We start from the raw sequence: 19,197 nt of genomic DNA on the forward strand, positions 1-19,197 counted from the left end.
CCAATTATCTTGCATTAAAGTAATTAACTATTTATAATTATCTATCAATAGGCAAAAAAGCATTGAAGGGGGTTTGTCGATGTTCGTTGCAGAGAAATTGAAGATTATTTCCGAATCATATCCAGATAGAATCATTACATCATTTAATGGAAAAGAGATTTCATACGGGGATTTCTATCGGAAAGCCGAGAATCTGGCCCGTCATTTTCAAGAGTTAGGATATGGGAAGGATGATAATCTAGCACTTTGCCTACTGAATTCGGACTCATTTCTAATCTGTTACTATGCCTGCCATATAGGAGGGTTCACTGCGCTGCCGATCAATACGAAGTTGACCGCTCCGGAAGTGAACTATATTTTAGCACATTCGGAAGCGAAAGGGCTTATTTACGATGAGCGGCTTGCCGACGTGTTTGATTCCCTAGATGGAAAGTTGCCTGCGCTCCAACACAAACTGGTAATCAATAATGAATTTATAAAAATCATCGACGGCGAACGGCGGCCCGCAGAAAAACGAGAAGCACTCGACGATGATACAGCCGTTATCTTTTACACGTCAGGTACAACCGGGCGTCCGAAAGGGGTCATGTTGACGAATAAAAACGTTGCCGCGATTGCTGAAATTTGGAGTGAATCGATGGAGATGGATCACAATGACCGTATGCATATTGTGGCGCCGCTTTTCCACTGTGCGGCGAGTCATGTATTCAGCATTCCGGTCATTTACCAAGGCGGCATGGTCATCATTGAAGAAGCATTTTCTCCAGAAGCAACAATCCGCACAATGGAGCAGCAACGCGCGACAATTTTTTTCGGCGTGCCTGCCATGTACAGCATTCTCCTGAATACGCCATCGCTTAATAAAGCGAATCTATCCAATTTGAGGCTGCTCTGCTACGGAGCGGCACCGATGCCTTATGAGCTTGTGAAAAAAGTGAAAGCGCTATTCCCGGACGTCAAGGTCCAAAACTTGTATGGACAGACTGAAAACTCACCAGGGGCTACGACATTGAAAGACCGGCATGCACTGTCAAAAATCGGTTCTGTCGGAGAGGCATTACCGCGGACGGAAGTAGAAGTGATGGATGAGTTCGGTAAACCGTTGCCGATGGGGCAGGTTGGTGAAATTGCCGTGAAAGGCCCGCAAGTGATGAAAGGGTATTTGAAAAATGACGAGGAAACGGCGAGGACGATACGGGATGGCTGGATGTATAGCGGGGATCTCGGCCGTTTCGATGAAGACGGGCTACTTTATATCGTAGATCGAAAGAAAGATATGATCATACGCGGAGGGGAGAATATTTATCCGCTGGAAGTCGAAGAGGTGTTGTATGCCATCCCGGAAGTGCTCGAAGCGGCTGTCGTCGGTATTCCGCATGAAGTGTACGGTGAGGTAGTTAAGGCATTCATCGTATTGAAGGAAGGACACACGCTTACTGAACAAGCGGTACTTGATAGTTGCAAAAGGCAGCTTGCTTCTTTCAAAATTCCGGCTGTACTCGAATTTCTCGACACGCTTCCACGAAACGCAAGCGGAAAAGTACTGAAAACGGTTTTACGAGAACCAGTGAAGGCGTGATCGGAAAAGCAGTTCGGTTCCTAGTCGGCATCCAAACTGCTTTCTTCACTTTTCGCACGAACGGCGATATCCGGTTTATCAGTAAACACGCCATTCGCTCCAAGTTTTATAAGTTTGCGAATCGTTTTTTCGTCATTGACGGTAAAAGGATGGACAACCAAACCTTCTTTATGCATCGATTCGATAAATTCCTTAGTCACAGAATCCACGTTCACACCTACACCTGATGCGTACTTTTTAAGTTTCCCCAATTTCTTTTTCGAAAGATGAGCGTCCTTGCTGAATGAATATAACTTGATTAGCGGAATGGACGGTTCCATGTCGAATATACTCTTCAAACTATCTTCGCTGAATGATTGAATGATCACTGGAGGTATTACATTCTCACTAGAGAGGAGATTATTCGCCCGAAGCTGTCGCAACAGTTCCTCTTCAATACCTGGATACTTTTTAGGTGATTTCAACTCGATATAATAGTTGACCGAGCCACCGAAATGATGAAAGATGTCCTCCAATTCAACAATGCGTAATTGTTTATAAATAGGGGAAGCATATCGGGGATTCCTTTCATTAAATTCCTCGCCGGGTAAATAAAGTTGAAGATCGTTAAACGTCACATCGGCAATGGCCTGTTCGGTATCCTGAAATGTTAAATAAGAATCGTGCAACGCAACAAGTTTTCCGTCTTTTGTCATATGTAAATCTAGTTCGATGTAATCTGACCCCATCTGTATAGCCAACTCATAGGCGGTTAACGTATGAGGAGGGGCATAGGCGGAAGCACCACGGTGGGCGATGACGAGAAATTCATCGTCAGGTATAGACGCACGTTCAACAGCGGGCTTCACAGAACCGGATGACAATAAAAGTAATAGAAGCGCCACCGTTATTCGTTTCATCACTATCACTCCTTATTTGAATTGCAAACGCAAAAATTAATAACTAACCGGTCAACAATGAAAGATATGTTTACTATAGTTGTTGCATGTATTCCCGTTTCGGGCACGGCTTCATATAACAAAGTAAATTGAATGCCGGTAGCTGAGAAATCTAAAGAGTAGTCCCGTTAAATATAAATGGAAATATAGCTATTTTGCACGTCGGAATAGCCCTTTATTCCCTTTATCCAAAAAGAAAGTGTTTTGGATACAGAACATTCGAACAATCATGATATGCTAGGGAACAAGAGAGATAGCTAGGGAACTAGAATTGTTTATTCCGTGCATGAGCCCGTAATGAAATAAAACTAAGGGAGCTGAAGCAATGTCTTTTTTGAAAAAGACCGGGATTTTGATTGTCATTGTGGCACTGACATTCAGCGGTTTTTCATCTGCGACACAAGCAAGTGCAGCTGGAAAAGCGCAAGATGTGACACGCGGTGAATACATCACAGCGGTCGTTAAAGCACTTGAAGTGGAGCTGAATGCCGGCAAGACGCTTGAATTTACGGATGTCGATGAACATCTGGCGCCTTACGTAGAAGCTGCGCAAAAAATAGGGCTTATAAAAGGAACGACTTCAACAACTTTCAAGCCCCATCAGAAACTGACACGTGAACACGCCTTCCTAATTGCATCCCGGGCAATAAAGTCGAAAGAAGTCTTCTCCATTGAACTGCTCGATAAATTCAAGGATAAAAATGAATTTAAAACAAATGAATCCGCCGAACTTGCGAGAAGTGTCGGACTTGGTTTATTACAAGGATTTGAAGATGGAACTGCAAAACCTCAGAAGCTCGTGACGAAACTACAAGTCACGAAAATCATTGATCGTTTAGTGGGCGCATATAGCAAGGAACCGCCAAAAAAATCAGTTTCACTCCGTATTCTAGGCACGTCCGATCTACATACGAACTTTGTCAACTATGATTATTACCAAGACAAAATGTCGAATGAGGTCGGACTTGCAAAAACGGGGGTCCTTATCGAGCAAGCACGTGCAGAAAGCCCGAATAATCTCCTTTTCGATAACGGAGATTTGATCCAAGGGACACCTTTGGGCGGTTATAAAGTCACCGTAGACAAACTTGAAAAAGGTGAACTCCACCCGGCACTTGCTGCCCTTGAATCGTTGGAATATGATGCTGGTACTTTGGGCAATCATGAGTTCAACTATGGACTTGAGTATTTGGATACAGTGTTGGAAGAAGCATCATTTCCGATATTGAATGCCAATGTCTATGACGCGAAAACAAAGAATAACCGCTACACGCCTTATGCTATTTTTGATAAAGAAGTTCTCGATGGAATAGGTGAACCACATACTTTGAAAGTAGGCGTTATCGGTGTTGTCGCGCCGGGAATCGTACGCTGGGACCGGGCCCTTCTTGACGGTAAAGTGACTGTAGAAGATGCGGTGAATACAGTTGAGAAATTCATTCCTGAAATGAAAGGCCAAGGTGCGGATATTATCGTTGTCTTAGCCCATTCAGGTATGGGCGATGAAACCCATACAGTCGGTGAAGACGATGTAACCTATCAAATTTCACAACTTGACGGTGTGGATGCGATTTTGACAGGTCATAACCACGCAGTATTCCCCGGGGATTTTGAAGATCTTGAAAATATTGATATGGAACAAGGAACAGTGAACGGAACGCCAGTCATAATGCCGGGGAAATTTGGCAGCCATTTGGGTGTAATTGATCTTGATCTCGAAAAAGCGGGCGATCAATGGACTGTTGCAAAAGGCAAAGGCGCAGTACGGGAAATTGATAAGAAGTCGGACATAGTCAATCAAAAAGTGATCGATGCAGTAAAAGAAGCGCATGAGGGAACGATTGAGTACGTACGCAGCCCGGTCGGCAAAACAACAGCGCACATCAACAGCTACTTTGCCCTTGTGAAAGATGATCCTTCCATTCAAATTGTGACAAATGCACAAAAATGGTTTGTCGAAGATAAGATACTAGGCACGGAATATGAGAAATTGCCTATCTTATCATCTGGAGCACCATTCAAAGCTGGCGGCCGGAATGGTGCAAACTACTACACTGAAATACCTGCTGGTGAAGTAGCCATCAAAAATGTGGCTGACCTTTATGTATTCGACAATACAGTATTTGCGCTCGTCATGACTGGCGCGGATGTCAAGGAATGGCTTGAAATGTCAGCGGGCCAATTCAACCAGATCGACCCTTCTTCTAAAGAAGAGCAGAATTTGATCAACGAAGAATTCCGAACGTATAACTTTGACGTTATTGATGGAGTCACATATGAATTTGACGTTACACAACCTGCTAAATATGATTACGATGGAAAGACAATCAATGAATCGGCTAACCGGGTTACCAATTTACAATATGACGGTAAACCGATTGATTCAAAACAGAAATTCATCGTCGTGACGAACAACTACCGTGCAAGCGGGAACTTCCCGGGTGTGCGCAATGCCACTGAATCAATCGATTATGCATATGAAAACCGTCAGGCAATCATGGATTACATGATTGATGTCGGTACAATCGACCCATCTGCAGATAGCAACTGGTCGTTCACGCCATTGAATGAAAACAGTAAGATTACATTCGAAACATCCGGAAAAGCAAAAGACTTCATCAAAGAGGGAAGTGGTATTGAATACCTTGCTCCAACGAAAGAAGGCTTCGCGAAATATTCATTGAAACAGAAATGATGTAAGGTGAAAATGCGCCCGGAGAAGGAAATTCTCCGGCGCATTTTTTGGTTTTACGGGGTAGAAAACAACGAATCTCCAGAAGTAGACAATATTTTCACGAAAGAAAACAACCCAACACTCCCGCTAAAGCTCATTGAAGGTATTGAATACCCAGAATATACATAAAAGTGATGCTTTTATCCGTCAAAAGTTATATAATCTGAATAGGCTAAAAGATAGTGAGGGGAAATGATGAGGTTCACTGTAGCGAAAAAATTATGGTCCGGTTTTGCGGCAATTTTGGTATTACTTGTCGTCGTTGGCATTGTAGGTTTATGGACGTCTATCCGTCTTGACACTGATTACAACTTTTTACTGGATGATCGAGTCAAGAAAGTGGACCTAGTAGACGAGTTCATCTTGAAGCACAATGAAATACAAGATGAGGTACGGGGGTTTATGTTGTTCAAGGATGAATCACATCTAGAGGCGCGTGAGGAAAAGATTGACCGTTATAACGAATTGTACGATGAATTGACAAGCGTTCTGCGCAAAGAGAAACATCAGAAGTTATTGGAAGAGATGGACGTGTCACGAACGAAATATATAAATTTACAAAATGATATTGTGAAGAGCGTTCAGGCAGGAAAAGATCGGAGAGCGATCGAACTAGGGAGAGCGTCAGCAAATATCGGTTCTCACGTATTGGAAAATGCCGCTATCATTAAGGCGGATCAATTTAAGGCACTCGATGAGACTCGCAATGAATTAGAAACATTCGTAGCGGGATTGCGAGTGTTTGTCGTCGGGATGATCATTTTTGCATCGATAACGGGCATTGTCATTTCCATTATTATCAGCCGCCTCATCTCACGTCCAGTTCGTGTTGTGACGGACGGGTTGAATGAAATCGCATCAGGCAATCTCACAATTGATTTGCTGGATGTTAAAAACAGAGATGAAATCGGGGACATGGCTGCCGCTTTCAATAAAATGGGGACGGACGTTGCCAATATGGTACGTAAAATCAACGTTTCCGCTGCGCAATTAGCGATTCAATCGGAAGGACTATCAGCTAGTTCCGAAGAAAGTCTTGCAACTTCGGAAATGGTTGCCAAAACTGCTGAAAATCAATTGATGGGCAGTCACCAGCAGCAAAGAATCATTACGCAGTCCAGTTCTTCGATGGGGGAATTATCAGTAGGCGTAGCCGAAATTGCGTCCAATAATGAAGAGATGCTACAAGCTGCAGAAACTGTGTCAGGACTCGTAACTACAGGTGCGAACGTTGCAACAGAAGTTTCGGTTCAAATGTCGACAATCCATACAACAATCCGTGAGTCCTCTGAAATTATGGAGGAAATGGCACAGCATTCGAATGAAATACAGAAAATTACGACGCTCATTACGACAATTGCCGAGCAGACGAACTTGCTTGCACTCAATGCTGCCATTGAAGCAGCGCGTGCAGGTGAATACGGGAAAGGGTTCGCAGTTGTGGCGGAAGAAGTACGCAAACTGGCAGAACAGTCAAAGGCATCTGCTACAGAAATCGGCACGATGGTAACTATGATTCAGAGCGCTTCGAGACGGGCTGTCACATCCATCACGGCAGGAAGTGAGCGCGTTGATATCGGTCTTGCCGCAACAGAACAGTCTCGTCGTGTCTTTGAAGATATACAGAACGCAGTCGGGGATGTTGCGACAAAAGTCGAAACGGTATCCGCTGCCATTGAAGAAATTCAAGCGATGGCGGAAGAAGTGGGCCATGGTGCCAGTGAAATCGAGCAGTTGAGCGATGTGGCCGCTGCATCTGCAGGCGACACAAGTGCGGCAACTGAGGAACAGTTGGCGGTCAATGAAGAAATTTCAGCCAGTGCCCAAGCGCTTTCAAAACTTGCGGAAGAGCTACAAATGGAAATGGGGCATTTTAGGGTATAGTTCGAAATCGAGAAAGCGAACAACCGGTCTTCGGACTTGTTGTTCGCTTTTTCATAGTAGATAAAAGGTTGAAAATCCCCCGAAAGGGTACTCATATATATATATAAATGAACAAGGAGCTGTTTATGATGAAGGAAAAAAATCAGCATGAATTGACAAATGGGCAAGATCAAGACAAGGGCTTTACGGGCATGCCGAATGACAAGCCGTATCCGGATTTTGAGCCGAAAAAGAGCGAGGAAAAACAAGTTGAGCAATTTGAAGACACCGCTGAAAACGGCAAAGAAAATCATACTGATAAAAAGTGATGATAGCAGGTACCTCATCTTGGCGGAGTGATAGAAAAAAGCATGATCCCGCGAACCGTAATGGGTGAGCGGGATCATGCTTTTTACATATTGATGTTACTCAGCTTTTTTTACTTGCTTACTATTGTAGATGAAGTTCGAGACCATTTTGGCAGCATGTTCACGCGAAGTTGATTGGCCAGGCGTAAATTTGCCATCAGAACCTTGAGTGATACCAAGCTCATGGAGCATGGAGATTGCGTTCACTGCTTCAGCGCCATAGTTGCCGAAGTCTGTATAGGGAGCTTTTGCAGCGGCCGTGTATTTTTTGCCTGTGTAATTTTCATACGCACGTTCAAGCATCAATGCGAACTGTGCACGCGTCACTTTTTCGCGAGGCATGAACTTGCCGTTAATGCCTTTAATAAGCCCGTTTTCGTAAGCGGCTGCAATTTCTGCTTTTGTTTCAGCGGCATAATTCCCAATGTCGCTGAATGGTGCAGCAGTGCCTTCTGTTTTCAAATCAAGTGCACGAACAATCAAAGAAGCGGCTTGAACGCGAGTCATTTCTTTTTTTGGATTAAATGCCACATCCGTACCTTTCAACATACCGCGGTAATAAAGATCTGATACGTACGGATACGACCACCTATCGTACGCAACGTCGCTATAAGGGACTTTCGCCAGAATACGGCCTTCAATTCCAGAGTTGATTGTACCGATGGATTTCATATAATCTGCGAAGGATTCCCAGTCTACGAAACCAGGTTCACTTACCCGGCCATCTTCGTATGCTTTTTTCAGGACATCATAACCATCCCCGCCTTGCGCAGTGAAGACGTTCGTTGCAACTTTATAGAATTTGTCATCTTCAATTTCAATGCCATCAACCGTAATGGAAACGACGCGTTTTCCAGCTTCGGCTTTACCATCGAACACGAGCTTCATTCCAGCCACGTGAAGGAAACCGCCTGACTCCTTCGGATAATCTTTTACGGAGTGTTCAAAAACGGATTTCAGTTCTGCCCCGCTCAAGTTAATCAGAGCGAGCGAATTGCCAAAAGGAAGTACACCGATTGCTTGACCATAAGTGATTGGTCCTTTCGGAATAGAGGTGCGGATGCCGCCCCCGTTTTGAATCGCGATGACAGTCGAAGGATCGATTTCTTTCGCTTTTGCAAGCATACCGTCCGTAATTATGTTACCAAGGTTCGTTTCGCCCGCACGGACGCCACCGAGGTCACGTAGACCGCTTAGGAAAACGCCTGCAGTGGCGCCAGTCTGTTTATCCATCGTCTCCTTCACTTTATCAGCGAAAGGTTTAATAAGTTCTGCTGCACCTGCATCTTTGGCGGCATTTTCTCCGCCGACAGCATGGAGGACACCGCTATAGTCTTTGATGACACCTTTGTCATCGAACGTGACGTCGAGCTGACCAAGGAACTTATTATACTCATTTGCTTGAACGATGACGACAGGTTCAGTATCTTTGTTGACGACATGCGGTTCGTCGAGCTTAACATGCGTATGTCCGCCGACAATAACATCGATGCCTGGAACATTTTTCGCTAGTAGCAAGTCATTATCGACAGTGTCCGAATCATTGAAACCGATGTGGGTAAGGGCAATGATTTTGTTGACGCCGGCTTCTTCAAATGCGGTGACCGCTGCTTTTGCCTCGACGATGTAGTTGGTGAATACAACTTTATCAGCGCTTGAAATGTCTTTCGTTTCCTCCGTTGTCAAACCGAAGATGCCGATTTTTTCACCATTCACTTCTTTAATGATTCCATTATAGATTTTACCGTCTTCGGCTTCTGCATCGACCGTTTTGGATTGTAGACCATCGAAAAGTGGATCTGCCGAGAAATCAGTGTTCGCACTTATGAACGGGAATTTAGCACCTTTTATGAACTCAGCTAATGCCTTATGCCCTTCGGCAGATCCGCCAAGGTCGAATTCATGGTTGCCGAATGTCATAGCGTCGTATTCAAGATAATTCATGACGGCGAGGTCGGCTTGTCCTTCAAACTCATTGAAGAAAAGCGTTCCGGAAAACACGTCGCCCGCATCCAGAAGGACGTTATATGGCTTTTCTTCGCGGAGCTTTTTGACGAGCGCCGCACGTTCCGAAGTCGTGTTCAGGTTCGCGTGTGTATCGTTCGTATGGAATACGGTCATCGTGAAGTCTCCCGATGCTGTAGCCGGTGTTTCAGCCGCCAATACAGGAGTGACTGCAACTGCACTTAATAGAATCAAAGCTGTTGCAGTTCCCTTAAAATAGTTAGTTGTCATCTATACACCTTCCTTTTCATTGTTTTTACCATTTCGCCATTTAATGGAAGTTATGATTAGTGACAAAACAGTCAGTAATTCAAGTGTATCACCAAGGCCAATATTGGACAATTGAATTTTTAGTAAATTTAATCAATGAAAACAACAAAAAAATCGGAGGGAATGGTTTCATTCCCTCCGGCATATTCTATTACTGGGCTGAATAATATTGTACTAGCCCTTGATAGATTGCTTCTGCATAAATTTCCAAGTAAGCATCGCTCGTCAGTTTTTTGAAATCGTCCGCGTTTGATAGGAAAGCGAGTTCGACGAGTACAGCTGCAACATTGTTATTCCGGATGACATAAAAACGATTGTCTTTAACTCCGCGATTGACCATGTTGGCCTTTTTGACAAGGTTGTTTTGGATATAAGTTGCCAAGGATTTACTCTCTGCCGAGTTGACGTTCAAAGATGAATCGAAGAACGTTTCAGTACCTTTGGCTGATGTTGCCGCGGCTGAATTTACATGAATCGATACAAATGCTTCTGCATAATTCTTCTTTGCGAATTCAGTACGCTTTTCAAGTGAAAGGAAAGTGTCATTTGAGCGCGTCATGATTACTTTTGCGCCTGCCTTTTTCAGTTTTGCTTCCACAAGTTTACCGACTTTCAAGACGATGGCTTTCTCCGTCACGCCGCTTTTTGACGTGCCCGGATCATGGGCACCGTGGCCCGGATCCAGGACGATGATGCGATCGGCAAGTGGATTGCCTTTTTGATTGATCAGTTTCAAATAGGTTTTGCTGACAAAGCCCGTAGTTGAATTCACACGGATTTTTGCCCAACTGCCATCCAGTGAAAGCACTTCGACTTTTTGTCCAAGTTTCACGGAAGAGACGATAGGAGAGCTTGTGCCTGCAGCTTTTCGTACATTCAGGCTTTTAGCTGTCACTTTCCCGATAAGATTACTGGTGACGCTTGGCTTTTCCGGTTGTACTTCCGGAACTGTCGGTTTTTCGGGAGTAACATTATCTGAAGGATTCCCGGTTCCGACTTCAACAGTGTATCGTCCATTGATATAACCTTCTTTATCGCCAAGAATGACCAATAGCCAGTCACCTGACTGACCTATCACTTCAACGATATCGTTATTATTCAGCTTTTGTATAATGTTGCCTTCCACTGAGGGAAGTGAGCGTACGTTCAGCGGTTCACCATTAGTTGCAACTCTAGCAAAATAAGTTCTAGATGTTTGTTCCGGTAGTTTAACGGGTAAAGCATATTTATCATTCATTGCACGTGCCAGGAATAATGTGAATTGTGAACGTGTAAGGTAGCTATTCGGCAGGAACTTTCCCGCATCTCCTTTTGTCACACCTGCATAATAAAGTCCATTGATACGTTCAGCGTATTTATGGCCTTTCATATCTGTCAGCTGCATCGGTTTATCAGCTGTAATCTTTTGATTAAGCTTGAAAGCAACGGCTAGGGCATTCCCCATCTCGTCACGTTTCAAATTCTCGTTAGGTTTGAAGTAACCGTTGGAACCGGCTTGAAAATAGCCTAGCGAAACAGCACGGCTTATATATTTGTATTGTTCCGTTCCCGCTTTTACGTCTTTGAATTTTAATGATGGGGTAGGGATGTTCTGTTTATTAGAAGCGATGACCAGCATTTTAGCGGCTTGTGCGCGCGTCAGATTGTTGCCGGGTTTGAACATTGAAACTCCTTTTACATTATATCCATTGATAATATCCAAACCGGCTATGTAATTGACCTCTTCAAAGTACTCCTTATCTGGTGTTACATCCGTGAATTGTGTCTTAGCGAAAGATTGTCCTGGCATCATGGAGATGAGTGTGAAAATCATCATTACCGTTGCTGCCCACTTAATAGTCTTCATTGTTGCCTCCTTAAATTTACTAATTTGATAGATTCATTTTAACAGTCATACCCATAAATTGCTATACTAATAAATAACTATATATCTTAAACTAATGAATATCTACATAAAGTTAGGGAAGGCGCCTTCCAAGGGGGAGCCGAAGCTATAAGACTAGTAGCACAGTAGCTAGGCATCCAAGAGTGCCGTAGTCGATTTGCTAGCATTCTTTATTTCACCCTAACTATAATTGAATTTTTTAATAAAAAACCGGATGTTCCTGTAATCGGAACATCCGGTGGTGAATCTATTAATTAAGTCGGTCAATGAAAGTTTTGAATTGGTGTGCAGTCACTTTGTCATGTAAGCCGTAAGTTCCATCACCGTAACCCGTTGTAATACCATGGTGGTAAAGCGTGTTGATGTAGTCATTCGCCCAATGCTCTTTTGGTACGTCCGTGAATGAAGTTTGAGTTGCCCCTTCAAGACCGAATGCTTCCACGAGCACTTTTGCTAGTTGAGCGCGTGTCATTTCACCATTTGGATTGAATTTCCCGTCATATCCTGAAAAGATACCTGCATCCGCTACTGCTACGATTGCATTGAAGTTAGGATGATCAGCTGGTACATCAGAAAAATCGGATCGAGTACTTGTTTTTTCTAAACCAAGTTCTGCGACAAGGGTTTTTGCAATTTCAGCACGAGTTGCATATTTAATCGCTATCGGTGCCGGATCAGCTTTTGCAACGAGAGTTTCAGGAGTGAAATCTTTCACACGGCGTGCACCGATGTAACGGCTACCCCAGTAAGCAGGGTCATTAATTGAAGATATCATGACGCCTTGACTTGAAGAAGAATGAATGAATTTTCCTGAACCTATGTAAATCCCGTTATGTGAAACTCCTTTGCCGCTTGTGTTGAAAAATACAATATCTCCTGTTTTAAGGTTACTCTTTGAAACGGCCGTTCCGATAGCAATCTGTTGGCCAGTCGTTCTTGGGATGGAAATCCCGGATTGTTTAAATACGTGTTGCGTATATCCCGAGCAGTCGAAACCGGAAGAGGTTGTCCCTCCGTATGAATAAGGTGTACCTATATAGGATCGTGCCGTGTTTACAAGATCAGTTGAAGAATCTGCCGAAGCCATGGGCGGGATGGACGTTGAAATTAGTAAGCTCGCCAAAACCATAAATAAAAGTCGTTTCATTCTTTTCTCAAGATCCCCTTTCGCACATATACTTTCGATGTGCTTTGTCTGTGAACATCTTAGCACAGCTAAACTATCGATTCGGTTACAGTTACATTACAATAGCATTACAACCCGTTCTATTAATCTGTAATTATAGACAAACGCCATCCATCTGGGATTTACCCCCATCCGAATGGCGTTTTTTATTGTGAATGAATAGGATTGATTATCAAGAGGTCGATCGTCGGGCGATATGGTATAATCATTCAATGCAAATTATGACGCAGCTTTTAAGGTTATTAAAAGATGGGATGAGATTGAAATGAAAAATAAAGCGAAAAAAATAGTTGTTTTCAGCAATATGTATCCATCACCGCAACACCCTACGTTTGGCTTGTTTGTGAAAAATCAGGTTAGTCTTCTTCAGTCGGCAGAGATTGATGTCGATGTAGTAGCGATTCAGGATACCGAAAAAGGGCAGATGCAAACATTGAAGAAATACGGTTCCTGGTTTCTTCGATCGTTTCTATACATGATGAAAAATCGGAAAAAGCTTTCGTTAACGCATGCGCATTATGCATTTCCAACTGGCGTCATTTCTATGGTGGGGAAAAAATTGTTCGGAATCCCTTACGTCGTGACCGTTCACGGCGGGGATATCGACAAGATGGCGGCGAAAAATGAGCGTATTGCCGCTATAACAAGGAAAATTCTGCGACAGGCTGAATCAGTCATTGTTGTTGGTGATAAACTTCGGCAAGATGTGACAAACCGTTTTGGTGTTCCGGAATCGAACGTGCACGTCATGAGTATGGGGGTCGATACGTCCATTTTCAACTATGTCACAAAAGTGGAAGCGAAGGAAAAGCTCGATCTTCCTATAGAAGAGAAAATGTTGCTCTTCGTCGGTAATGTTATTCGGGAAAAAGGGCTTCTTGAACTTGTCGAAGCATTTGATGCATTGAAAATGTCCGTTTCCGACAGTTCGTTATATGTAATAGGTTCGCAGAAAGATGCACATTTCGTAGAGGAGCTGCGGTCGTTCATCCGGGAGAAAGATGTGGAGGATATCCATTTCATAGAACCGCTCGGTCAAGCCGAATTGTCACTTTGGATGTCGGCGGCCGATGCGCTCGCGCTTCCTTCCTATCATGAAGGGTTCGGACTGGTAGCCTTGGAAGCGATGTCGGCGGGGACAAAGGTCGTCGGCACAGATGTCGGTGGTCTTTCTTATCTCTTGAAAGATGGTGCGGGAATTCTGGTTGAACCGAAGAATCCGGCATCACTCGCTGAAGGTTTATGGAAAGTGCTGGACGGAAATTCCGATGAAATCAATGAAACGGTAGTGCAGGCAAAAATCGCCGAGCACTCATTTGATACGATTTTAGAGAACTTGCTGTCGATCTATCGTTCAGCGGGGAAAGGTCCGGTTGATTATAATGAATAAAATGATGAAAATCATCGGTGCTGTCGCAGTCATTAATATTGTTGCCAGGCTGTTCGGGTTTGTCAGGGAAATGGCGATTGCCAATCAATATGGAACTTCGACAGCTGCGGATGCAATTGTCACGGCTTATACAATACCGAATTTCATTTACCTTGTTGTTGGCGGGGCATTGACAACGGCTTTCATATCCGTATACCATTCGACGAAAACGGATAAAGCATTATTCGTTCGTAAATCCTTTACGACAGTTCTTGTAGCAGCAGTTGCGATTACGGTCATATTGATAATCTTTACGGATCCGCTTCTGCATTTATTCTTCAAAGGACTGAGCGTAGAAGAATACGCACTGACGCGAAATCTCTACCTATGGATGATGCCTTCTTCCATCATACTTGTTTTATCGACATGGATGAGCGGTGTATTGAATGTAAACGGTAAATTTAACTTGTCGAGTTTAGCTGTCCTTCTATATAATGCCTCCTTTGTCGGGATTGCCGTTTTGCTGACAAGTTATTTCGGGCCGGAGTCATATGGTATCGGTGCACTGGTAGGCGCGTTATTGATGGGCGGATTTTTATATGCAGGACTTAGGAAATCAAGACTTTATTCATTGAAGCCTTCATTTGCTATGTCTGTAGATACGAAACGATTATGGGTCATCGCATTGCCGATTCTGTTCGGCGGTGCATCGCTGCAATTTTATGCTGTGATTCACAGGATTGTAGCGGATGGGTTTGGGACAGGTACGATTTCAGCGGTTAACTTTGCCTCTAAATTGACGGGCTTTCCACAGGCAATCATGATGACAGCGGTGACGACGGTCATTTATCCTCTTCTTAGTAAAAAACAAGGGGAAGGGGATATGGAAACTATCCGTGCACTTTACAAAAAAGGGATGCTTTACCTATTCGCGCTGCTCGTGCCTGCAACCGCGATCGCTTACTTTTTTGCAGAACCGCTTGTCCGTCTTGTTTTCGGACATGGGGAATTCACGGAGGCGTCAATCCTTCTGACGGTACCGCTTTTCCGCGTGTTTACACTATCGATGTTTTTCCTAGCTGCAAACACCTATATAACCCGATTTTATTATGCAAAAGCCAACTCGTTGGTGCCTGTCATCTTCAGTTTGATAAATGTCTTTGTCATTAACCTCGGAGTTATCTATTTGATGATCGACTCATATGGTGCTTCGGCAATTGCATACGGTACGGTCATCAGTGCCGCCATGAACTTCGTGATGCTTGCTGTATATGCGAGAGTGAAATGGAAATTATAAAACTTTCTATAAAAAAGTTGTCCTAGAGATTTCTAGGACAACTTTTTTTATTCCGTAGCACCGACCATATCTGTGCTTCGAGCGACCGTATCTGTCGCGGAACCAACCATATCCGTGCTTCGAGCGACCGTATCTGCCGCGGAACCGACCATATCCGTGCTTCGAGCGACCATATCTGTCGCGGAACCAACCATATCCGTGCTTCGAGCGACCGTATCTGCCGCGGAACCGACCATATTTGTGCTTCGAGTGACCGTATCTGTCGCGGAACCGATCATATCTGCGCTTCGAGCAACAGTATATGTCGTAGTATCAATCAGTTTTACGATTGATGAATTACATAAAAAAGTTATCCTCCCCAATCCTCTCATACAATCCGCTTTTTTTGAAAAGGGATAATTTTTCTTTGGGTAAACGTTTGATAATGATTTGTACACCTGCTTTATCTGCATCGTCGAGAAGTGCGTAGAGCGCCGCTTCTCCTGTTGCATCGATGACAGATAGGTGTTCCATGTCGAGAATTACTTTTTTTACAGCTGGGCTGAAAATGGTTGGATAGTTCTCTTCGAACACTTTTGCGGTACCGAAGAAAATAGGTCCATCCACAATATATTTTGCTGTCTGTGAGCTTTCATCTTTACTGAACGTCATGATTTCAACATCGGAAAGTTCAGCTTCTTTTATAGTCAGTTTTCCACTCATCTTACGTAAGAATGACAATGTCGCAAGCAAAATTCCTACTTGGACCGCAATCGTCAGATCGATGAAAATAGTCAGAAGGAATGTGGTCAATAAAACGATCGAATCTCCTGACCGGACGAGTAAAATATGTGTGAATGTTTTGCGCGCACTCATATTCCAGGCGACATACATAAGAATCGGTGCCATCGCCGCCAAAGGAATATAGGATGCATACGGCGCGAACAGGAGCAGGAAGGCAAGAACGAAAACACTTTGTATCACTCCTGATAGAGGACTGACCGCCCCTGAACGGATATTCGTAGCCGTTCGGGCAATTGCCCCCGTAGCGGGGATACCTCCAAATAATGGTGTGATTATATTGGCAATACCTTGTCCGAAAAGCTCACGTTTCGAATCATGTTTTTCGCCCTTCGCCATCCCATCTGCGACGACAGCGGATAACAATGACTCAATTGCACCGAGTGCCGCGATAATGAGGGCTGGCTGCCATAGGTTCACTACTTTCGACAGTGTAATTTGTGGAAAATGGAAGCTTGGCAACGTGCTTGGGATGCCACCGAATGCTGTCCCGATCGTTTCAACTTTACCAGGGAACAGGAAAATTGAAACGGCGGTCGGGATCAGCAATGCAATGAGCAGTAGTGGAATACGAGGTGCTATTTTAGGCAAGAAGAATATTACGACAAGCCCGATTAAGGCGGTAAGTATACTGAAAATGTTCACTGTATGAAACTGATTGACAAGATCAATCATATTTTCATGGAAGAATTCTCTTTTTTCTAATCCGGTGATTCCAAAGAAATTACCTAACTGTCCTGTAAAGATAATGACGGCAATCCCTGAAGTGAAGCCGATCGTTACGGACCTCGGAACAAAATGAATAAGATTGCTGACCCCGAGAAAACTCATGATGACTAGGAAAATACCTGCCAGGAATCCGGCAATCAACAAATCTTCATAGCCATACTGGAGAACGATTGCGAGCAGTATTGGGATGAAGGCCCCCGTGGGACCCGCAATTTGAAAACGCGATCCGCCTAATAGGGCGACGAGCAAACCAGCAATGATCGTCGTATAAAGTCCGTACTCCGGTTTAACACCTGATGCAATGGCAAAAGCCATCCCCAGAGGAATGGCTACAATACCAACAGTGATTCCTGCAATCAGATCTTTGCGGAATGCGGCACTATTGTAGTCAAGATATCGATTACTCTTGAACATTCAACACACTCCGTTCAGGTATTCTTCATTAAAACTTCCTCATCCTAGTATATCTGACAAATCTTGTGGGGACAAGAATCCGAGACTGTTAAAGGGGTTTTCCCGTATGCCATTGAAACAACGAAGACAGGAGCTATTTCTTTACTGTTTTTCAAACCGGTTAAACTGAATACTCCCGGTTATCGGAGATTGGATAAAATTGAAGGGGAAATCACGGTGATGGTGCGCATGGTGCATGATCCAAGCAAGGTAACAATGCACTTGATCCATTTCTCACCCTAAGAAATATATTCAACAAAACTGACGAAGGTACAGATGGGCGGAATCATTCTCAATATCATTCCGGGAACTGCAACGTTGCAATCGGTGCCTAGGCGTAATCCAATGTTATGTTGGGTGAGCCGAAGGAACATATTTCCCCAGGTTATTCAAGGAATTGGACAGGTGCACGTTGTGGAAATCAAATTGGTATGAAGTGACTATACGGCGGCTGCAAAAGTGGCAATAGGAGTGACAACTATTTTCACGGGGAGCTATTTTGGCAACAGTTAGGAAAGCAGGATACGCACCTGTTGTCATTACATTCAACTAGGAAGCGCTTGATATTGGAGCACTTGTTTTGGACGCAACGTTGAAAAAAAGTATCCAAGTCGAATGAATAGATGAAAGAGGCCTCCGTACACTGCAATTGTAGCAGTGTAAAAAGGCCTCTCTTATTTTTGGCTCAAGAAGTTCCAGATCCATTGGGAAGAAATTGTTTGGATTTCGTTGTTATTTCTCCTGGTTGGCGGTTCGGTGGAAGAGCCGGAACAAATGGAGATGGATAACTTTTCTGAATCCTTTCTACTCAGTATGAAAAACTGACTAGGAGGACAGTGCAAAAGTGGTTGCTGTGTGGAATGAACCCGAAAAATAAAAGGTTGCCCATTTCATTCCAGCCTGACAGCTTATCGAAAGCTTGAAAACTCCTTAGCGAATGTACTTTTAATTTGCGAGAGTCCCGTTTCTTTTCAAAACTAATTTAATTTTGTAATGACAAGAGAAGCGTTTACGTTTGTTTGTGTTCCTCCAGCCAAAGTTTGAAGGGTAACTGCCGCGGCAGAAGAATGGTTTCGAAGGGTAAGGACATTTCCGGCTGCAATGGCGATTATAGCCTGACCGTCGTTTTGCTGAGTGCCGGCACCTGAACCGTAGACTGTACCCACAATCGGTGCACCATTTAAAAATAGTGCGAATTGGTTGGGTTGTACACCCGACACGGAGAAAGTAACCTCATAGTCTCCTGGAGTAGTAAAGAAAATTTGTGAGGTTCCAGGGGCATGCGTAATTCCAGCTGTAAGGATTCCATTTGAACCAAAAATAACATCAGCCTCTATGGCTACCGTCTGAGCACCTAGGTTGTAAATATACCCATATTGGGATAAACCACCAGCTGCACCCGTAGCACCTGTAGCGCCAGTAACGCCCGCGGCGCCAGTAGCTCCAGTAGCACCAGTAGTTCCAGTAGCACCAGTAGTTCCAGTAGCACCAGTACCTCCAGTAGCTCCAGTGGCTCCAGTAGCTCCAGTAGCTCCAGTAGCACCAGAAGCTCCAGTAGCTCCAGTAGCGCCAGTAACGCCCGTAGCACCAGTAGGTCCGATGCCGCCCGTAGCGCCCGTAGCACCAGTCACGCCAGTAGGTCCAGCAGGTCCAGCAGTTCCAGTAGCACCAGTCACGCCCGTAGCACCAGTAGGTCCAGTAGGTCCGATGCCGCCCGTAGCACCAGTAACACCAGTAGGTCC

The 19,197-nt window shown here is 44.2% G+C and carries 12 protein-coding genes and 1 pseudogene; 6 read left to right on the forward strand and 7 right to left on the reverse strand.

The features are described 5' to 3' along the window. Positions 1–79: 79 nt before the first annotated feature. Positions 80–1,579 (forward strand): class I adenylate-forming enzyme family protein, encoded by a 1,500-nt coding sequence (locus tag HDC33_RS03135; protein WP_179391056.1) that lies wholly within the window; start codon positions 80–82, stop codon positions 1,577–1,579. Positions 1,580–1,599: 20 nt separating this feature from the next. On the opposite strand, the gene HDC33_RS03140 is transcribed toward HDC33_RS03135, so the two are convergent. Next, a complete protein-coding gene (locus HDC33_RS03140; RefSeq protein WP_179391057.1) occupies positions 1,600–2,478 on the reverse strand; it encodes a glycerophosphodiester phosphodiesterase family protein in 879 nt (292 codons plus the stop codon). Between the two features lie 364 nt (positions 2,479–2,842). Here HDC33_RS03140 and HDC33_RS03145 point away from each other — a divergent pair, with 364 nt between their 5' ends. From HDC33_RS03145 to HDC33_RS03155, 3 genes are all read left to right on the forward strand, one after another. Then, a complete protein-coding gene (locus HDC33_RS03145; protein ID WP_179391058.1) occupies positions 2,843–5,212 on the forward strand; it encodes a bifunctional 2',3'-cyclic-nucleotide 2'-phosphodiesterase/3'-nucleotidase in 2,370 nt (789 codons plus the stop codon). A 234-nt stretch (positions 5,213–5,446) separates the two neighbouring features. Next, entirely contained in the window at positions 5,447–7,135 is a 1,689-nt protein-coding gene (locus HDC33_RS03150; RefSeq protein WP_179391059.1) for a HAMP domain-containing methyl-accepting chemotaxis protein, read from the forward strand. A 128-nt stretch (positions 7,136–7,263) separates the two neighbouring features. Next, a complete protein-coding gene (locus HDC33_RS03155) occupies positions 7,264–7,443 on the forward strand; it encodes a hypothetical protein (protein ID WP_179391060.1) in 180 nt (59 codons plus the stop codon). 96 nt (positions 7,444–7,539) lie between these two features. Here the strand turns inward: HDC33_RS03155 and HDC33_RS03160 are convergent, their stop codons facing one another. The 3 genes from HDC33_RS03160 to HDC33_RS03170 all read right to left on the reverse strand — a co-directional run bounded on the left by HDC33_RS03160 (position 7,540) and on the right by HDC33_RS03170 (position 12,788). Beyond that, positions 7,540–9,717, reverse strand: coding sequence for a 5'-nucleotidase C-terminal domain-containing protein (locus HDC33_RS03160; protein WP_179391061.1), 2,178 nt, complete (start codon positions 9,715–9,717; stop codon positions 7,540–7,542). A 190-nt stretch (positions 9,718–9,907) separates the two neighbouring features. Next, positions 9,908–11,602, reverse strand: a complete 1,695-nt coding sequence (locus HDC33_RS03165; protein WP_179391062.1) for an N-acetylmuramoyl-L-alanine amidase — start codon at positions 11,600–11,602, stop codon at positions 9,908–9,910. A 289-nt stretch (positions 11,603–11,891) separates the two neighbouring features. Further along, positions 11,892–12,788 carry a C40 family peptidase gene (locus HDC33_RS03170; RefSeq protein ID WP_179391063.1) on the reverse strand — a complete coding sequence of 299 codons (897 nt, stop codon included), beginning with the start codon at positions 12,786–12,788 and terminating at the stop codon, positions 11,892–11,894. A 304-nt stretch (positions 12,789–13,092) separates the two neighbouring features. Between HDC33_RS03170 and HDC33_RS03175 the strand changes: the two genes are divergently transcribed. Further along, complete coding sequence (locus HDC33_RS03175; protein ID WP_179391064.1) at positions 13,093–14,217, forward strand: glycosyltransferase; 1,125 nt, start codon at positions 13,093–13,095, stop codon at positions 14,215–14,217. Then, positions 14,210–15,493 (forward strand): murein biosynthesis integral membrane protein MurJ, encoded by a 1,284-nt coding sequence (gene murJ / locus HDC33_RS03180; protein WP_179391065.1) that lies wholly within the window; start codon positions 14,210–14,212, stop codon positions 15,491–15,493. Before HDC33_RS03175 ends, murJ begins: the two co-directional genes overlap by 8 nt. Positions 15,494–15,540: 47 nt before the next feature. Here the strand turns inward: murJ and HDC33_RS03185 are convergent, their stop codons facing one another. The 3 genes and pseudogenes from HDC33_RS03185 to HDC33_RS03195 all read right to left on the reverse strand — a co-directional run. Continuing rightward, positions 15,541–15,855: a hypothetical protein gene (locus HDC33_RS03185; RefSeq protein WP_179391066.1), complete on the reverse strand. Its 315-nt coding sequence runs from the start codon at positions 15,853–15,855 to the stop codon at positions 15,541–15,543. Next, complete coding sequence (locus HDC33_RS03190; RefSeq protein WP_179391067.1) at positions 15,830–17,416, reverse strand: SulP family inorganic anion transporter; 1,587 nt, start codon at positions 17,414–17,416, stop codon at positions 15,830–15,832. The genes HDC33_RS03185 and HDC33_RS03190 overlap by 26 nt, the downstream gene beginning before the upstream one ends. Positions 17,417–18,432: 1,016 nt before the next feature. Continuing rightward, a pseudogene (locus HDC33_RS03195) lies at positions 18,433–19,197 on the reverse strand (collagen-like protein); the annotation flags it as partial.

The sequence above is a fragment of the Sporosarcina sp. JAI121 genome, from assembly GCF_013408665.1.
In the GTDB taxonomy this organism is placed as follows: Bacteria; Bacillota; Bacilli; order Bacillales_A; family Planococcaceae; genus Sporosarcina.